This window comes from Comamonas sp. B-9 (assembly GCF_000410635.1).
Taxonomy (GTDB): Bacteria; Pseudomonadota; Gammaproteobacteria; order Burkholderiales; family Burkholderiaceae_C; genus Comamonas.
On sequence record NZ_APCR01000527.1, the window covers coordinates 1 to 17,288 of the forward strand.

Below are 17,288 nucleotides of genomic sequence, written 5' to 3' on the forward strand. Positions count from 1 at the left end.
CAGCGCGTAGCCCCTGTCGCGCTCGCGCCCTCTGTCTGATGCTTTTGAAAGGTCTTGCCATGCATGCCATTGCCACCCCCCCCTTCGCTGCCGGCCGCTGCTACTTGGTAGGCGCCGGCCCGGGCGACCCCGAGCTGCTGACCCTGCGCGCCTGGCGCGCGATCCAGGCCGCCACCTTGCTGCTGGTCGACGACCTGGTCTCCGCCGACATCGTGGCGCTGGCGCCCGCTGCCACCCGCACCATCTATGTGGGCAAGCGCGGCGGCCGGGCCAGCACTTCGCAGGCCTTTATTGAAAAGCTGATGGTGATGGCCGCCCGCCAGGGTGAGACGGTGGTGCGCCTCAAGGGGGGCGACCCCTTTATCTTTGGCCGGGGCGGCGAGGAGGTCGCCCACCTGCAGGCCCAGGGTGTGCAGGTGGAAGTCATCAACGGCATCACTTCCGGCCTGGCCGCTGCCACCAGCCTGGGTGTGCCACTGACCCACCGCGACTACGCCCATGGCGTTGTCTTTGTGACCGGCCATGCCAAGCCGGGTGGGGAGCCTCTGGATTGGCGCCAGCTGGGCGCTACGGCTGAGGCCTTGTCGCTCAGCCTGGTGGTGTACATGGGGGTGGCGGCGGCGCCTTTGATCGAAGCAGGCTTGCTGGCCGGTGGCCTGGCGCCGGATACGCCGGTGGCCTTGGTGCAGAACGCTAGTTTGCCGAGTCAGCGGTCGGTGTTGACGTCTTTGGCTTGTTTGGTGAGTTGTTTGCAGGGGAGTGGGTTGGGGAGTCCTTGCATGATGGTCATCGGGAAGGTGGCTGGGTTGGCGGATGCTAGTTTGTTGTGGCAGGGGTTGGTGGAGCCTTTGGAGCGGCAGGCTTGATTGTTTGGTTTTTTCCCAGCGCTTTTTAGTTCGTTTTGTTTGCTACTGGCGTAGGGCAGCTGGCCGGGTCTCGCCCCGGCGGGCGAGGTACTTTTCTTGCTCAGCCAAGAAAAGTACCCAAAAGAAGGCTGCCCCTGCTGACTGCGTCCCTTCGCTTCGCTGCGGGCAACCTGTGGTGCTCGGGTATGGGCTGCACCGCGAAACTCACTACGCGCCAGAGGCGCTCCGTTCAGACAGACGCGGTGAGTCAGTTCACGAAACAGTTGCACTCTGCGGTGCAACTGCCCAGCCCATACCCTGTGCTCCTCGGCGCATTCAGAAGGGGACTGAGCAGACGCGGGCCATCGCTGCGCTCGGCCCCCCAAACAGGCCGAGCGTAGCGATGGCCTACTGGTATTTGGCTGTTGTTTGCATCCCCCTTTTGCATGCGCCTGGGTCGTGGTGTTTGTGGGGTGGCGCTGGCACCGCAGAGTGCCAGCGCTTCGTGAACTAGCTTGCCGCGTCTGTTCGAACGGAGCGCTTTCAGCACGTAGTGAGTTTCGCGGCACACCCCACAAACGCCACGACACAGGTTGCCCTTCGCAAAGCGAAGGGTCGCAAGCAGCAGGGGCGCCTTTGCTTTGGTTACTTTCATTTGGCGCCAAATGAAAGTGACTGCGCCGCCGGGCGCAAATCCCGGCCAGCAGCCCTACGCCAGTAGTAAAAAACGCAAATTAAGAAGCACTGCAGCGAACCTGCAGCCCTAAGTAATCAGCGCAGAGCAGCTACCGGTCACTTCACCGGAATAACCGTAGAAGCAGGCACCGCCACCGCCGTCACACTGTTCTGCGGCGAGCCCTCAATCACCTTATCGGAGTACGTCATGTACACCAAAGTATTGCGCGCTGCATCCACCATGCGCACCACCCGCAAACGCTTGAACAGCAGCGAGGTCCGCTCGCTGAACACCTCTTCCTGCTGCTTCAAAGGCTTGTCGATGCTGATCGGCCCGGCCTGCACACAGGCAATCGAGGCTTCGGAGCGGTCTTCTGCCAGGCCCAGCGCGCCCTTGACGCCGCCCGTGCGGGCGCGGGAGACATAGCAGGTGACGCCCTTGACCAAAGGGTCGTCATAGGCCTCGACAACGATCTTGTGGTCGGGGCCGATGAACTTGAACACCGTGTCCACCGAGCCGATGGTGTCCGGTTGGGCCCAGGCGGCGGTGGCGGCCAGGCAGCCTGCGGCGGCGAGGGTGCGGCGCCAGGAAGAGGTGATCAGCATGGAGGGCGTCCGAAAAAGAAGAGAGGGCTGCACCGGCGCGGTGGCCGGTGCATGCGGGGGCCGGATCAGGCCTGGGCGGCGGCTTGGGCCACGTGGCGCTGCAGGTGCTCCAGCGCTTCTTCGACCTGGTCGACCAGCACCAGGCAGAGGTCGCCCGGTTGCAGGCGTGCGAGCGCATGGTCGATGGCGATGAACTCGCCGTGGATGTCGGTCACGTAGCTGGTGCGGCTGGCGCCTTGCAGGCCCTGGCGCAGCAGCGCGATGACTTCGCCGTCGGCGCGGCCGCGCTGGGCGGCATCCTGGTAGAGGATGACGTCGTCGAAGGCCTCGCCCAGCATTTCGGTCTGCACGCGGATGTCTTCGTCGCGGCGGTCGCCCGCGCCGCTGATGACCACGCTGCGCTTGTTGGCGGGCATGGCTTCCACGGCCTGGATCAGGGCACGGATGGCGTCCGGGTTGTGGCCGTAGTCGGCGATGATCGTCGCGCCGCGGTAGTCCATCACATTGAAGCGGCCAGGGGCGTTGTCGCTGTCGTTGACAAAGCCTGCCAGGCCACGGCGGATGGTCTGCCAGGGCAGGCCGGCGGCCCAGGCGGCGCCGATGGAGGCCATGACGTTCTCGACCTGGAAGGTGATCGCGCCATTGCGGGTGATCGGGATCTCGCGCAGCGGGATCGACTCGCGCCAGGAGCCTTCGGCGGCCACGATGCTGTCGCCGTCGACATAGACCACACGGCTGCCTTGGGCGCGGTGCGTGGCCATGACGGGGTGGTGGCGGTCAGCGGCGAAGAAGATCACCTTGCCGGGGCAGACATGGGCCATCGCGGCAACCAGCGGGTCGGCGGCGTTCAGCACGGCGTAGCCGGTGGGGGCCACGTTCTGCACGATCACGCGCTTCAAGACCCCCACATCTTCCTTGGTGGTGATGAAGTTCAGACCCAGGTGGTCGCCTTCGCCCACGTTGGTGACCACAGCGACCTGGCAGCGGTCAAAACCCAGGCCTTCGCGCAGAATGCCGCCGCGTGCGCATTCGAGCACGGCGGCATCGGTCTCGGGGTGGGCCAGGGCGTTGCGCGCGCTGCGCGGGCCCGAGCAATCGCCGCTGTCGATCTGGCGGCCGTTGACGTAGACGCCATCGGTGTTGGTCATCGCGGTGCGCCAGCCGTGCGAGGTGAACAGATGGGCAATGACGCGGGTGGTCGTGGTCTTGCCGTTGGTGCCGGTCACGGCGACGAGCGGGATGCGGCCGTCGTTGCCGGCGCTGAACATCTCATCGACCATCGGCACGCCGACATGGCGCGGCTTGCCGAACGAAGGCGCCAGGTGCATGCGCAGGCCGGGCGCGGCGTTGACTTCGACAATGCCGCCACTTTGCTCTTCGAGCGGCTTGAGCATGGTCTCGCAGACCACGTCCACGCCGCAGATGTGCAGGCCAATGGTCTGCGCTGCTTCGATCGCGCGGGCGGCGATTTCGGGGTGCACGTCATCGGTCACATCGGTGGCGCTGCCGCCGGTGGACAGGTTGGCATTGTTGCGCAGCACCACGCGCTGGCCCTGGCCGGGCACGCTGTCGGGGGTCATGCCTTCGCTGGCAATGCGGGCGATGGCGATGTCATCGAGGCGGATCTTGGTGAGCGCCGTGCCGTGGCCGGTGCCCCGGCGCGGGTCCTGGTTGACCAGGTTCACCAGCTCGCGGATGGTGTGCTGGCCGTCGCCCAGCACCTGGGGCGGCTCGCGGCGGGCAGCAGCGACCAGTTGGCCGCCCACCACGAGCAGGCGGAAGTCGTGGCCTGGCAAAAAGCGCTCGACCATGATCTCGTCGCCAAATTCGCTGGCGGTCTTGTAAGCGGCTTCCAGGCCTTCGCGGGTCGTGATGTTGACCACCACGCCCTTGCCCTGGTTGCCGTCCTGGGGCTTGACCACGACGGGCAGGCCCACTTCCAGTGCCACTTGCCAGGCCTCTTCCACATCGGCCACGGGGCGGCCCATGGGCACGGGCACGCCGGCGGCATGCAGCAGGCGCTTGGTCAGGTCCTTGTCCTGCGCAATGGATTCGGCCACGGCGCTGGTCGAATCAATCTCGGCCGCCTGGAAGCGGCGCGCCTTGGAGCCCCAGCCCAGCTGCACCAGTGAGCCGGTCGTCAGGCGGCGGAAGGGGATGCCCCGGGCGACGGCGGCGTCCACAATCGCGCCGGTCGAGGGGCCGATGCGCTCGTCTTCATCCAACTCGCGCAGCGCCGCAATGGCGGCTTCGGCATCAAAGGGGCTGTCGTTCAAGGTGGCCTGGATCAGCGCTTCGGCCTTTTCCATCGCCAGCTTGCCCACCGCCTCTTCGGTGTATTCGACGACAACCTGGTAGGTGCCGGGCTCGGTGGTCACATGGGTGCGGCTGAAGGTGACCGGGCAGCCGGCTTGTGCCTGCAGCGACAGCGCGGCAATTTCGAGCACATGGGCGAGCGACAGCGCCTGGTCGGCACCATGGGGCTGCAGCGGGGCGATATTGGGGAAGCGCGCACGCAGTTTTTCTTCAAAACCGGGGATGGTGCTGTAGCGCTGTTCGCTGTCTTCACAGCGCACGATGGTCTCGATGGCGGTGCTGCGGGTCCAGAGGTTGGGGCCACGCAAGGCACGGGTGCGGGAGAGCTGCATAGTGTTTCTTTCAGATGGAGGGCCCGCTGAATCAGCGGGCCGTGCATGCTTGTCGTCGTGGAGAGCCGTGTCCGGCGTATCAGGCGTTGTACTCGAAGGTCTTGATACCGGCGCCGATCAGATCGGGGGTGATATCCAGCGCCCAGGCCGTGGCGATGGCGGCAAGCAGGGCCGAGGTGTCGGGCTTCTTGCCGCCCGGCAGGCTCAGCGCATCGAGGGTGCCCAGTACGCGCTCTTGCGCGCCGGTGGCCAGCACCACATTGTTGCCCTTGATGAGAACGGCGCGGCCGCCTTCGTGCTGGGCTTCGGTGTTGGCGCGGTGGGCGGCCACGGCTTCGTTGGCCGCATCGGTGGTGTAGAGCACCACTTCGCCGTCGCAGAGCTCGGCCAGGTCGGCCACTTCGGGCAGGTCGGCGTTGAGCACGCCAGCGCCTTCGTCCAGCACCACATCGATCTGGGTGCGCATCACGCGGCGCATCTGGCCGGCTTCGAGCACATCGTGGTCGGGCAGCGATTCGAAGCCCTGCATGTCGGTCACGACACCGACCAGGCAGCGGTCATAGGCCAGGCCTTCTTCCAGGATGGAGCGGGCCGTCGTCTGGATCACCGCAGCCTGCGCCAGGCGGTTGGTCAGCAGGCGATGGGCGCCGGCCCAGTTGGCGGTATTGGTCTTCTGGGTCTGGCGGTTGGACAGGAACATGCCCTCGTCGCTGGCCACGCCGGTGAGCTTGCCCGACAGCTGCAGCAGCCAGCCTACGAGGCGCGCGATGAACGCATTGTTCTGCGTGCCGACAATGCCGACGATCGGGATGCGGCCCGCGCCGGCGCCTTCTTCGCGCGGGAAAAGGTGGTCGGCAATGGCCATGCCCACCGGGCGCGGCGCGCCGCTGGTGGGCTTGAGGTGCATCAACAGGCCCGGGCCGGCGTTGACTTCGAGAATCGCGCCCTGGCCTTGCATCGGCTGGGAGACGTCCTTCAAGATCATGTCCATGCCGGCAATGTCCAGGCCGACGATCTTGGCGGCCAGCACCGCGTAGTAGGCGACGTCGGGGTGCACGTCATCGAGGCAGTCGATGGCCATGTTGCCATTGCGCTGCAGCAGCACGCCCTGGCCTTGTGGAATGACCGAATCGGGCGTGACATGCTGGCGGTTGAGTTCGAGCTTGACGGCGCCGGCTTCGAGCTTGATCCAGTCGAGCGGGTATTCCTGCTCGGGGCCCCGGCGGGGGTCTTCGTTGAGCACGGCCACCAGCTCACGCAAGGTGGCCTTGCCATTGCCGTAGACGCTGACGGTCTCGCCCTTGGTGGCAGCGACCACCTTGTCGCCCACCACCAGCAGGCGGTGCTCGACACCATCGATGAACTTCTCGACGATGACATCCGAGCCTTCGGGCTGGGCCAGCGCAAACGCGGCCTTGATATCGGCCTCTTGCGACAGCTCCAAGGTCACGCCCCTGGCGTGGTTGCCGTCAGACGGCTTGACGGTGACGGGGAAGCCGATGTCCTGGGCGACTTCCCAGGCTTCTTCGGGGGTGGCCACGATCTGGCCTTCGGGCACCGGCACGCCACAGGCGGTCAGCAGGCGCTTGGTGAAATCCTTGTCCTGGGCAATGCCTTCGGCAATCGCGCTGGTCTGGTCGGACTCGGCCGTCCAGATGCGGCGCTGCGCAGCGCCATAGCCCAGCTGCACCAGGTTGCCATCGTTGAGGCGGATATGGGGAATGCGGCGCTCGCTGGCGGCATCGACGATGCAGCCGGTCGAGGGGCCGAGGTAGCGGTCATTGATCGCCGTCTTGATCGCATGGACCGCCGGCTTGATGTCGTAGGGCTCGTCGTTGATCGCGGCCATCAGCAGCTGGTGGCCATGCTCCAGCGCGACGCGGGCCACGGCCTCTTCGGGGCAGCGGAACACCATGCGGTAGACGCCGCGCTTGGAGATCTCGCGCGTCTGGCCGAACTCGGCCGGCATGCCCGCCAGGTTCAGCAACTCGATGATCACGTGCTCCATCACATGGCCCATCCAGGTGCCGCCTTCGAGGCGCTGGATAAAGCCGCCGCGTTCACCGACGCCGCAGGTGTGCTCGATCAGGTCGGGCAGCCAGGTGGTGAGGCGCTCGTTCAGCCCGGGGATCTTGTTCGAGGGATAGTCCTCCAGCTCTCCAAGGTCCAGCCAGACCTCCAATACGGGGCGGTAAGTCCAGACGCTGGGGCCGCGCAAAAACGTGGTGCGCAAGAGTTGGATGGTATTGAATTTCGCCATATCGATCAACGGATAAACATAAGTAACAATTCCGGGGGGAATCGCCGTAGATGGGAAAGCATTGTGCGCCCAAATGAGGCAGATTAATCGCTGTCAGCCTATTGGGCATGTCAGACGTTAAAGACAGATGAGGGCGGGGCGACCCATGCCGCCGTTCGCCACAATAATATGCGGTTGTTCACCGGACCACTGCCACCGCCCCGTGCGGAGAGAAAAAACGCCTTATGCAACATCTTCATTCCGCGGACGCGTCAGCATTCTTTGCGGGTCCGCTAGGAACCCAATTGCGAGCCAAGCTCAACACCCTGGAAAACGTGCTTGCCGTCACTCCCGTTGACCTGAGCTCGGATTTGCGCTTCGGCAGCGGCCAGGTGGTGCTGACCTCGGAGCGCCTTCTGGCCTTTGATCCCGATGCCCAGCAGTGGAGTGAGTGGGTACTATCAACGGATTTGAGCCTGCGTTTTTTTGACCATGGCGGCGTGGGCAGCCTGGAGCTGCATGACAGCGCGCAGCGCCTGGGCCTGTGGCGTATCACCCTGAGCCACCAGACGGCGGTGCTGGGCCTGATGCAGCAGTTCGAGCGCCAACGTGAGCGTTTGCTGCGCAACGAGGCCTACCAGGTGGTCGAGGACGAGCGCTCGCTCTGCCCGGTCTGCGGCAGCGTGCTGCCCCCCGACAGCGAAGAATGCCCGGCCTGCGCCCGCCAGCAGAATGCACCGACCTCGAGCTGGGTGCTGCTGCGCCTGTGGCGCTTTGCCAAACCCTACAAAATGCAATTGTTGTTGGGTTTCGTCCTGACGCTCTGCACCACGGCCGCCCAGCTGGTGGCGCCGTACCTGACGATTCCGCTGATGGACAAGATCCTGATCCCGTTCCAGAACGGCGAGAAGATCGATGCCAGCCTGGTGCGTTTCTACCTGGGCGCGCTGCTGGTCTCGGCACTGATCGCCTGGCTGCTGGGCTGGGCGCGCACCTTTGTGCTAGCGCGCGTCTCCGAACGCATTGGCGCCAACCTGCGCACCACCACCTACAACCACCTGCTCAAGCTGTCGCTCGATTTTTACGGCAGCAAGCGCACCGGTGACCTGATGGCCCGTATCGGTGCCGAAACCGACCGCATCAACCTGTTCCTCTCGCTCAACGCACTGGATTTTGCGACCGATGTGCTGATGATCGTGATGACCTCGGCCATCCTGTTCTCGATCAACCCCTGGCTGGCCCTGGTGACCCTGGTGCCGCTGCCCTTCATCGCCTGGATGATCCACACGGTGCGCGACAAGCTGCGCACCGGCTTCGAGAAGATCGACCGCGTCTGGTCCGAAGTGACCAATGTGCTGGCTGACACGATTCCCGGTATCCGCGTCGTCAAGGCCTTTGCCCAAGAGCAGCGCGAGGCTGACCGCTTTGCCGCTGCCAACCAGGTCAACCTCGAAGCCAATGACCGGGTCAACAAGACCTGGTCGCTGTTCACGCCCACGGTCACCTTGCTGACCGAAATCGGCCTGTTGATCGTCTGGGCCTTTGGTATCTACCTGGTGGCCGGAGGCTCGATCACTGTCGGTGTGCTGACCGCCTTTATCGCCTACATCGGCCGCTTCTACACGCGTCTCGATTCGATGAGCCGCATTGTGTCGGTCACGCAAAAGGCCGCCGCCGGCGCCAAGCGCATCTTTGACATCCTCGACCATGTGAGCAACGTGCCCGACCCGGTCAACCCGGTCAAGCTGGGCAAGGTGCAGGGCGCCATCACGATGGACAGCGTGGGTTTCCGCTATGGCAGCCGCACCGTCATCAAGGACCTGAACCTGCAGATCCGCCCCGGCGAGATGATTGGCCTGGTCGGCCACAGCGGCTCGGGCAAGAGCACCCTGGTCAACCTGATCAGCCGCTTCTACGACGTGACCGACGGCTCGATCCAGCTCGATGGCGTCGATGTGCGCCGCATCGCGGTGTCCGACTACCGCAGCAATATCGGCCTGGTGCTGCAGGAGCCCTTCCTGTTCTTTGGCACCATTGCCGAGAACATTGCCTACGGCAAGCCCGATGCGACACGCGAAGAGATTGTGGCCGCTGCCCGCGCCGCCCATGCGCATGAGTTCATCCTGCGCCTGCCCCATGGCTATGACTCGCTGGTCGGCGAGCGCGGCCAGGGCCTGTCCGGCGGTGAGCGCCAGCGCATCTCGATTGCGCGCGCGCTGCTGATCGACCCACGCATCCTGATCCTGGACGAGGCGACCTCGGCCGTCGATACCGAGACTGAAAAGGAAATCCAGCGGGCGCTGGACAACCTGGTGCAAGGCCGCACGACGATTGCGATTGCCCACCGCCTGTCGACCCTGCGCAAGGCCGACCGCCTGGTGGTGATGGACCGCGGCGAGATTGTCGAAGTCGGATCGCATGATGCGCTGATGGCCCAGGAAGGCGCCTACTGGCGGCTGTACATGGCGCAGGCGCGCCGCGCCGAGGAAGATGCCGAAGCCGCTGGCGTGGTCACCGCGCGCGCTGCGGGCGTGACCTATGACATGCAGCCCCTGCCCAAGTCCCATGTGGACGGGTCCGATGACAACCGCTGATCAGCAGCCCAGGAAAGCCTTTTCATGACAACCGTTTCCTCTCCGCTGGCGCTCAGCCGCAATCCCTTTGGCCGCCTGGTTCTGGACAAGGACGGCAGGCCCCACCAGGTCAACCCGGTGCGCGCCTTTCCGCTGTCGGCCCCATCGCTGGGCATCTCCCTGGTCGGCGAAGACGGCAAGGAGGTGCTGTGGATCGCCGATATGGACGCGGTGGACCCGGCCGCCCGCGCGCTGCTCGACGAAGACCTGGCCGCGCGCGAGTTCCAGCCGCTGATCGAGCGCATCGTCAGCGTCTCCACGTTCTCCGTCCCCAGCATCTGGACCCTGGAGACTGACCGGGGCCCCGTCCACATGACCTTGAAGGCCGAAGAGGACATCCGCAAGCTGCATGGCCGCCAGAACCTGCTGATCACCTCGGCCGATGGCGTGCACTACCGCCTGCCCGATACCAACCGCCTCGACAAGGCCTCGCGCAAGCTGCTGGAGCGCTTTTTGTAAGCTGCCCCTACCGCAAGCTGCAGTGCAGGGCCCGGAATTGCGGGCCCTTGCCTTTTTGCGGGCCTTGTCCCCCAGGTGCTGCTTTGCCTGGCATTTACAGGCATAATGCAATTCATTTGCAATAGTGGCCGTCGTCTGCGCGGCCCCCTGGTTTGATTGTCTGCCCGGCCTGTGTCTTCCCTGCGCGCTCTCCACCCTCTGTCTGTCTCGGCGCATGCGCCCAGGCCGCTGCGTGGCTGGGTGATGGCGCTGCTGTGCTGGCTGTGTTTTGCGCAGCTGTGCCTGCCGCTCTTGGGCAAGGTCCATGACATCAGCCACCTCCATGCCCGCGCGCTGCAGACGGCTGCGCTCATGGCCACGGCACCGGCTGGCGAGCGCGACAGCAGCGATACCGTAGTCAGCCCTGGCCATGGCGGGCATGACCTGTTTGGCAAGCACTCCGAAGCCGACTGTCAGGGCTTCTCGCACATGGCCTTGGGCGCTGGGCTGCTCTGCGATGCGTTGCAAGCTCCCTTGCTGCGGGCGGTGCAGGAAGCGGCGCCGACCGTGCTGGCCATCTTGCTGCGCCAAAGCCCGGCGCTGTTCTTTGCGCGTGGGCCTCCGTCTCTCTCCCCCTCCTTGTTCCAGTGACACGGCCCTTAGGGCCGTTAACACAACCCTTGATACGTCGTTGCCAAGCCTTGTCGTACGTCTGTACTGCCTGCGGCTTGGCGCCTAGTCTCAATCGCAAACCTTCGGTTTGCTGGGTCGTGTTAGCAGCCCCTAGTCCTTGACCTTTGATGGTGCAGGGCAGCGCAGGCCGGTCTGTCTTGTTTTTTCCGCGCAGCTGCCGGGCGTTATGGCGCAGGGCCGGTTCAGCCAGCAGTGCTGGGCTGCGCGCGCACATGCGCTGGATGCATGTGCTTTTCGAGGGGTAGACCATGGGTTTCCATGCACAACAGGCGCAGCCGCTGGTGGCGCGCACAGCAATTTCCAAACCGCAGGCGCGGGATCTGCGCCCGGTTGCAGCAGCGGTGATCGGCCTGCTGCTGAGCAGCGCCGCGCTGGCGCAGAACGCCGAGGGCAGCACGCCGGCAACGGCCACCGCGACCACTGCGACCACCACCTTGCCCGAGGTGACGGTGTCGGCCAGCGGCACCAACCGCACGGTCGATGACATGACCACGCCGGTGACGGTGCTGCAAGGCGATGAGCTGGTGCAAAAGCGCGGTGCCAGTTTGGGCGAGACCCTGGCCAATGAGCCCGGCATCCAGGCCACGCACTTTGGTGCCGGTGCCAGCCGCCCGGTGATTCGCGGCATGGATGGTGCGCGGGTCAAGGTACTGAACGATGGCGCGGTGATCCAGGATGCCTCGACCATCAGCCCCGACCATGCGGTGGTGAGCGAGCCCATGCTGGCCACCCAGATCGAGGTGCTGCGCGGCCCCTCGGCGCTGATCTATGGCGCCGGCGCGATTGGCGGTGTGGTCAATGTGCTGGACAACAAGATCCCCACCAAGGTGCCGGAGAAGGGCTATGAAGGCCAGGTCGAAGTGCGTGCCGGCACGGGCGCCAACGACGCGGCGACGGCCCTGTCGCTGACGGCGGGATCCGGCCCCTTTGCCCTGCATATGGAGGGCATGGCCCGCAATGCCGATGACTACCGCGTGGGCAGCGGCTGGGGCCTGGGCAACAAGGTGGATGGCAGCCGCGCGCGCAATGCTGGCGGCAGCATTGGCCTGTCCTGGATCGGCGACAGCGGCTATGTGGGCCTGGCCTACACCCGCACCCAGGCACGCTACGGCCTGCCCGGCCACAACCACAGCTTTGAAGGCTGCCACACCCACGGCCTGCACCTGCACTGCGGCGGCCATGATGGCCATGACCATGGGGATGACGACCATGACCACGACCATGAGGAAGAAGGCGTGCCGGTGGTGGACATGCACAGCGAGCGCTATGACCTGCGCTCCGAGTGGCGCCAGCCGTTTGCCGGTGTGTCGGCCATCCGTGTGCGCGGCGGCGTGACGCGCTACCACCACGACGAGATCGAGGGCGGCGAGATCTCCACCAGCTTCAAGAACCGCGCGCATGACATGCGTGTCGATGTGCTGCATGAGCCGATTGCCGGCTGGACCGGTCTGGTCGGCTTTGAGGCCGCGCAGCGCCGCTTCAGTGCTACTGGTGAGGAAGCCTATGTGCAGCCGACCCGCACGCAAAGCCAGGGCGTCTACCTGCTCGAAGAGCGCCGCTTTGGCGACTTTGGCGTCGAGGCCGCACTGCGCCACGACTGGCAAAGCGTCTATGCCAATGACGACGGCCTGGTGCGCAAGCACAAGGGCAATTCGCTGTCGCTGGGCGGCAGCTGGCGCTTTATGCCGGGCTACCGCCTGAGCGCCCATGTCACCTCGGCCAGCCGCCTGCCCACGGCCGAAGAGCTGTATGCACGCGGCCTGCACATGGCCACCTCGACCTATGAGCTGGGCAACCCCGATCTGCGCAAGGAGCGCTCGGGCAATATCGACATCGGCATTGCGCGCACTGCGGGCGACACGACCTACTCGGTCAATGTCTACCGCAACCGGGTGAACAACTACATCTACGGCCGCACCGTCGATGAGCACGACGGCCTGCAGCTGCTGCAGTATGCGCAGCAGACCGCCACCTTCACCGGTCTGGAAGGCCAGATCCAGCACCGCATCGATGCGAACTGGACGGTGGGCGCCACCGGTGACCTGGTGCATGCCAAGCTCGAAGACGGCAGCAAGATCCCGCGCCTGGCCCCTGTCCGCGTAGGCCTGCGCGTGGCCGGCAAATGGGCCAACTGGAGGAGCGAAGCGCAGTGGCAGCTGGTCAAACGCCAGAACAAGGTCGCGGACTATGAAACCGAGACCCCTGGCTACGGCATGCTGAACTGGCGCGTGAGCTACCACCAGACCTCCAGCGATGGCACCCCATGGCAGGTCTACCTGAAGCTGGACAACCTGACCAACAAGCTGGCCTACGTCCACACCTCGTTCATCAAGAACGCGGCGCCGCTGCAGGGCCGTGCGGTCTCGCTGGGCTTTATCAAGCAGTTCTAAGCAGCTGATAACCCAGGCCTGAGCGCCAAAGCCGCTGTCTCCACCAGGAGCCAGCGGCTTTTTTGCGTTTGTGTTTTGCTTGGGCGGAGGCGATCAGAGGTTGGAGATGCCGCTGCTCACATGCCCGGCCGGCACATGGGCCGCTGCGCTGGTCACATGGCCGGTCTGGTCGTCAAAGAAGAAGTCGGGCTCGAACTCGCGCAGAAACTCGCCCTTGGCCAGGCCGCCCAAGAACATGGTTTCATCGACGCCGATGTTCCAGTCCATCAGGGTGCGGATGGCGCGCTCATGCGCGGGGGCGCTGCGGGCGGTGACCAGCGCGGTGCGGATGCGCATCTGGCTTTGCGTGTCTTGCTGCAGCCGGTGGAGCGCTGCCAGCAGCGGCTTGAAGGGGCCATCGGGCAGCGGCCGGGTGGCATGCTCGATCTCATGGCGCTGGAACGCATCCAGCCCCTGGGCCTGGAAGACGCGCTCGGCCTCATCGGAGAACAGCACCGCATCGCCGTCAAAGGCAATGCGCACTTCATCGGGGTGGCTGTCCTGCGCCTGGGCCGATTCGGTCAGCACACGCGCGGCCGGAAAGCCCAGCTGCAGCGCCTGCTGCACATCGGTGGCATTGGCCGACAGAAAAAGGTGTGCGCCCAGCGGCTTGAGGTAGCGAAAAGGGTCGCGCCCCTGGGTGAACACCCCGCGCTGGATGGAGTGAAGCCCATGGGCCTTGCAGCTGCGGAACACCCGCATGCCGCTGACCGGGTCATTGCGCGAGAGCAGCACCACCTCGACCTTCTGTGCTGCGCCGCTGTTGAAGGCCAGCAGCTTGCGCACCAAGGAGAACGCCACGCCGGGTGGCGCGGGGATATCGAGCCGCTGCAGCTGCAGCTGGGCATAGGCCTGGTCCTTGTCCTGCTCGAAAACCCGGTTTTCTTCTTCAAAGTTGAACAGCGCCCGCGAGGAGATCGCGACCACCAGCTTGTTTTCGAGAGTGGCAGCCATGGCCGTCCTTGTTGCTGAACTGAGGGCCAATATAGCGCAGTGGCTGCGCTGTTCTTGACTTAATACCAAGCCTGGGAGAACTGCGAGATCACGCGTCCCAAATGCTGCTGCATCGCCTGGCGCGCCTGCGCGGGCTGGCGCTCGGCGATCGCCGCAAAGATGGCCTGGTGGTCCTTGAGGCTGGCCTCGCGCAGCTGCTCGGAGTGGAAATGCTGCTCGATCTTGTCCCAGCGCGGGTCCTGGCGGGCGTTGTCCCACATGGCCTCCACCATGTGCTGCAGCACGCGGTTGCCGGTGGCCTCGGCAATGGCGAGGTGAAAACGCCGGTCGGCGGCGTCATAGGCGTCCTTGTCGGCCAGCTGCAGGCGCATGGTGGCCAGGGCGTCGAGCATGCGGTCCAGGTCGGCATCGCGCCGCTCGCTGGCAGCGGCGGCAGCTATCTCGGCTTCGACCAGCACGCGGGCGCGCAGGGTTTCCAGCGGGCCGGGGCCGGTGGGCACATCAAAGGCGGGCAGGCGGCTGGGGCCACTGGCGCCGCTGGGCTGCAGGTAGATGCCCGAGCCCAGGCGCACCTCGACCAGGCCTTGCACCTCCAGCGCAATGATGGCCTCGCGCACGGCAGTGCGGCTGACGCCAAACATGTCGGCCAGCGTGCGCTCCGACGGCAGGCGCTGGTCGGCCGCCGCACTGTCTGTGGCAGTTTCTTCCAGGATTTTTCTGGCGAGGTCCTGGTAGGACCTGACACCGGTGGTGCGGCTGTCGTCGTCAACCGGAGGGACCAGCTTGTTGGGCATCTTGCGCGTATTCCGTTCATCGGCCGCTCCGCCAAAACCGGAAGGCCAGCAGCAGTGTAAGCCGCCGTCTGGCCCAAATGCGGCAAATACCGGACATAGTGGTAAACCATCAATCTAAATGGTCTAGCCAGTTTGTAGAATTGGTCTAACCAGATTTTTGATTGCAGTAAAAGGTTTTCCATGAAGATGTCGTTTCGTTGGTTTGGCAGCGCGGACCCGGTGTCGCTCGCCTATATCCGCCAGATCCCCGGGGTCACGCATATCGTCTCGGCGATCTATGACGAGCCGGTTGGTGCCGTCTGGCCGCTGGCCAAGATCGAGGCGCTCAAGCAGCAGATCGAAGACGCGGGCCTGGCTTTTGAACTGGTCGAATCGGTGCCGGTGCACGAAGACATCAAGCTGGGCCGCGACAGCCGCGACCAGCTGATCGCCAACTACCAGCAAACCCTGCGCCATCTGGCCGCCGCCGGTGTGCAGGTGGTTTGCTACAACTTCATGCCGGTGTTTGACTGGACCCGCACCGAGCTGGCCAAGCAGCTGCCCGATGGCTCCACCTGCCTGGCCTTTGACAGCCGCCAGGCCGACAGCATCGATGCGGAAAAAGGCATCTCACTGCCCGGCTGGGACAGCAGCTACCGCAGCGATGAGCTGCAAGGCCTGCTGCAGGCCTACCGCCAGGTCGATGCCGAGCAGCTGTGGCAGAACCTGGCCTATTTTCTGCAGGCCGTCATCCCGGTGGCCGAGGAATGCGGCATCAAGATGGCCATCCACCCCGATGACCCACCGCGCCCGATCTTTGGCCTGCCGCGCATCGTGAAGAACCGCGATGACCTGGCCCGCATCGTCGACCTGATCGACAGCCCCGCCAATGGGCTGACCCTGTGCTCGGGCTCGCTGGGCGCCGGCCCGCAGAACAATGTCGAGGCACTGGTGCGCGAGTTTGGCGGGCGCGGCCGCATCCACTTTGCGCATATCCGCAATGTGAAGGTATCGCCCGAGGGCGACTTTGAAGAAACCGCCCACCTCTCGACCTGTGGCTCGCTCGATATCGCGGCCATCGTCAAGGCCTACCACGATGTGGGCTTTGCAGGCTATGTGCGCCCGGACCACGGCCGCATGATCTGGGGCGAAACCGGCAAGCCCGGCTATGGCCTCTACGACCGGGCACTGGGCGCCGTCTACATCAACGGCCTGTGGGAAGCGGTGAACAAGTTCTCGCCCGAGCAACAAGACAGCGCAGCGCCTGCAGCCCTCTGAATTCAAACCAAGGAGACATAACAATGAAGACCAAGACAACACAGCACGCCATGCTGCGTCGCAAACTGACCCTGGGTCTGGCGCTGGGCGCCAGCTTGATCGGCGCGGGCGCCCCGGCGCTGGCGCAGACCGCCTACCCGACCAAGCCGGTCACCCTGATGGTGGGCTTCCCGCCAGGTGGTCAGACCGATTTTGCCGCCCGCGTGCTCAGCAACAGCCTGGCGGCCAATCTGGGCCAGGGCGTGGTCATCGAGAACAAGGCCGGCGTCAATGGCAACCTGGGCTCGGCCGACATCATGCGTTCGGCCCCCGATGGCTACCGCATGCTGGTGGGCAATGGCTCGATGACCGTAACCCCGCATGTGTTCCCGACCCTGGGCATTGTGGACCCGACCAAGTTTGTGCCCGTGGGCATCCTGCTGCAGTCGCCACTGGTGCTGGTGGTGCCCACCTCGTCACCGGTCAAGGACTTTGCGCAGTTTTCCGCCCTCGTCAAGGAGCGCGCCAAGGCCGGCAAGGGCGTGGACTATGGCACCCCGGGTGCCGGTTCGCTGGTGCATGTGACCACCGAGCTGATGCGCGAGCGCCTGGGCAGCCCGGCGATGAACCATGTGCCCTACAAGGGCAGTGGCCCTGCCGTGATCGACCTGATGGCCGGCCGCATCGAGGCCATGTTTGATGCGACCTCGGTGTTTGATCCCTATATCAAGTCCGGCAAGGTGCGCCCCATCCTGGTCACCAGCAGCAGCCGCGTGGCCTCGCTCCCCGATGTGCCGACCCCCGCCGAAGTGGGCCTGAAGGATTTCGAGATCATCTCCTTCATCGGCATGTATGGCCCGCCCGGCACCCGCCCTGAGGTGGTGCAAAAGCTCAATGCAGCCATCAACACGGTGCTGAAGGAACCAGCGGTGATCCGCAGCTTTCAGGAGCGCGGTGACCAGCCTGGCGGCGGCACGCCTGAGCAGCTCGATGCGATGACGCGCGCGCAGTACAAGCTCTGGGGCGATGTGGTCAAGGCCAACAAGATCCACGCGGAGTGAAATTGGGCCCCGCTAGCCTGACCGGGCCAAGCGGGGT

The 17,288-nt window shown here is 65.0% G+C and carries 12 protein-coding genes; 7 read left to right on the forward strand and 5 right to left on the reverse strand.

Features of this window, described 5'->3' with window-relative positions; genetic code table 11:
• Positions 1–59: 59 nt before the first annotated feature.
• A complete protein-coding gene (gene cobA, locus H928_RS0104870) occupies positions 60–866 on the forward strand; it encodes a uroporphyrinogen-III C-methyltransferase (protein ID WP_021025502.1) in 807 nt (268 codons plus the stop codon).
• A gap of 771 nt (positions 867–1,637) precedes the next feature.
• Here cobA and H928_RS0104875 read toward each other — a convergent pair.
• The 3 genes from H928_RS0104875 to cphA (H928_RS0104885) all read right to left on the reverse strand — a co-directional run bounded on the left by H928_RS0104875 (position 1,638) and on the right by cphA (H928_RS0104885) (position 7,034).
• Positions 1,638–2,126: a CreA family protein gene (locus H928_RS0104875; RefSeq protein ID WP_021025503.1), complete on the reverse strand. Its 489-nt coding sequence runs from the start codon at positions 2,124–2,126 to the stop codon at positions 1,638–1,640.
• A gap of 65 nt (positions 2,127–2,191) precedes the next feature.
• Positions 2,192–4,774, reverse strand: a complete 2,583-nt coding sequence (gene cphA / locus H928_RS0104880; RefSeq protein ID WP_021025504.1) for a cyanophycin synthetase — start codon at positions 4,772–4,774, stop codon at positions 2,192–2,194.
• A 79-nt stretch (positions 4,775–4,853) separates the two neighbouring features.
• Entirely contained in the window at positions 4,854–7,034 is a 2,181-nt protein-coding gene (gene cphA, locus H928_RS0104885; protein WP_027010564.1) for a cyanophycin synthetase, read from the reverse strand.
• Between the two features lie 224 nt (positions 7,035–7,258).
• Between cphA (H928_RS0104885) and H928_RS26180 the strand changes: the two genes are divergently transcribed.
• The 4 genes from H928_RS26180 to H928_RS0104905 all read left to right on the forward strand — a co-directional run bounded on the left by H928_RS26180 (position 7,259) and on the right by H928_RS0104905 (position 13,167).
• Complete coding sequence (locus H928_RS26180) at positions 7,259–9,607, forward strand: ABC transporter ATP-binding protein (protein ID WP_084635694.1); 2,349 nt, start codon at positions 7,259–7,261, stop codon at positions 9,605–9,607.
• A 24-nt stretch (positions 9,608–9,631) separates the two neighbouring features.
• Complete coding sequence (locus H928_RS0104895; RefSeq protein WP_021025507.1) at positions 9,632–10,105, forward strand: DUF1854 domain-containing protein; 474 nt, start codon at positions 9,632–9,634, stop codon at positions 10,103–10,105.
• A 171-nt stretch (positions 10,106–10,276) separates the two neighbouring features.
• On the forward strand, positions 10,277–10,735 hold the full coding sequence (locus tag H928_RS0104900; RefSeq protein ID WP_148293051.1) for a hypothetical protein: 459 nt from the start codon (positions 10,277–10,279) through the stop codon (positions 10,733–10,735).
• 290 nt (positions 10,736–11,025) lie between these two features.
• On the forward strand, positions 11,026–13,167 hold the full coding sequence (locus H928_RS0104905; protein ID WP_021025509.1) for a TonB-dependent receptor domain-containing protein: 2,142 nt from the start codon (positions 11,026–11,028) through the stop codon (positions 13,165–13,167).
• 93 nt (positions 13,168–13,260) lie between these two features.
• On the opposite strand, the gene H928_RS0104910 is transcribed toward H928_RS0104905, so the two are convergent.
• Together H928_RS0104910 and H928_RS0104915 are read right to left on the reverse strand one after the other, a co-directional pair.
• Positions 13,261–14,160, reverse strand: coding sequence for a 5'-nucleotidase (locus H928_RS0104910; RefSeq protein ID WP_021025510.1), 900 nt, complete (start codon positions 14,158–14,160; stop codon positions 13,261–13,263).
• A gap of 59 nt (positions 14,161–14,219) precedes the next feature.
• Complete coding sequence (locus tag H928_RS0104915; protein WP_021025511.1) at positions 14,220–14,954, reverse strand: FadR/GntR family transcriptional regulator; 735 nt, start codon at positions 14,952–14,954, stop codon at positions 14,220–14,222.
• Positions 14,955–15,134: 180 nt separating this feature from the next.
• Here H928_RS0104915 and uxuA point away from each other — a divergent pair, with 180 nt between their 5' ends.
• Together uxuA and H928_RS0104925 are read left to right on the forward strand one after the other, a co-directional pair.
• Positions 15,135–16,211: a mannonate dehydratase gene (gene uxuA / locus H928_RS26185; RefSeq protein WP_021025512.1), complete on the forward strand. Its 1,077-nt coding sequence runs from the start codon at positions 15,135–15,137 to the stop codon at positions 16,209–16,211.
• A 23-nt stretch (positions 16,212–16,234) separates the two neighbouring features.
• Positions 16,235–17,251 (forward strand): tripartite tricarboxylate transporter substrate binding protein, encoded by a 1,017-nt coding sequence (locus H928_RS0104925; protein WP_021025513.1) that lies wholly within the window; start codon positions 16,235–16,237, stop codon positions 17,249–17,251.
• Positions 17,252–17,288 lie beyond the last annotated feature (37 nt).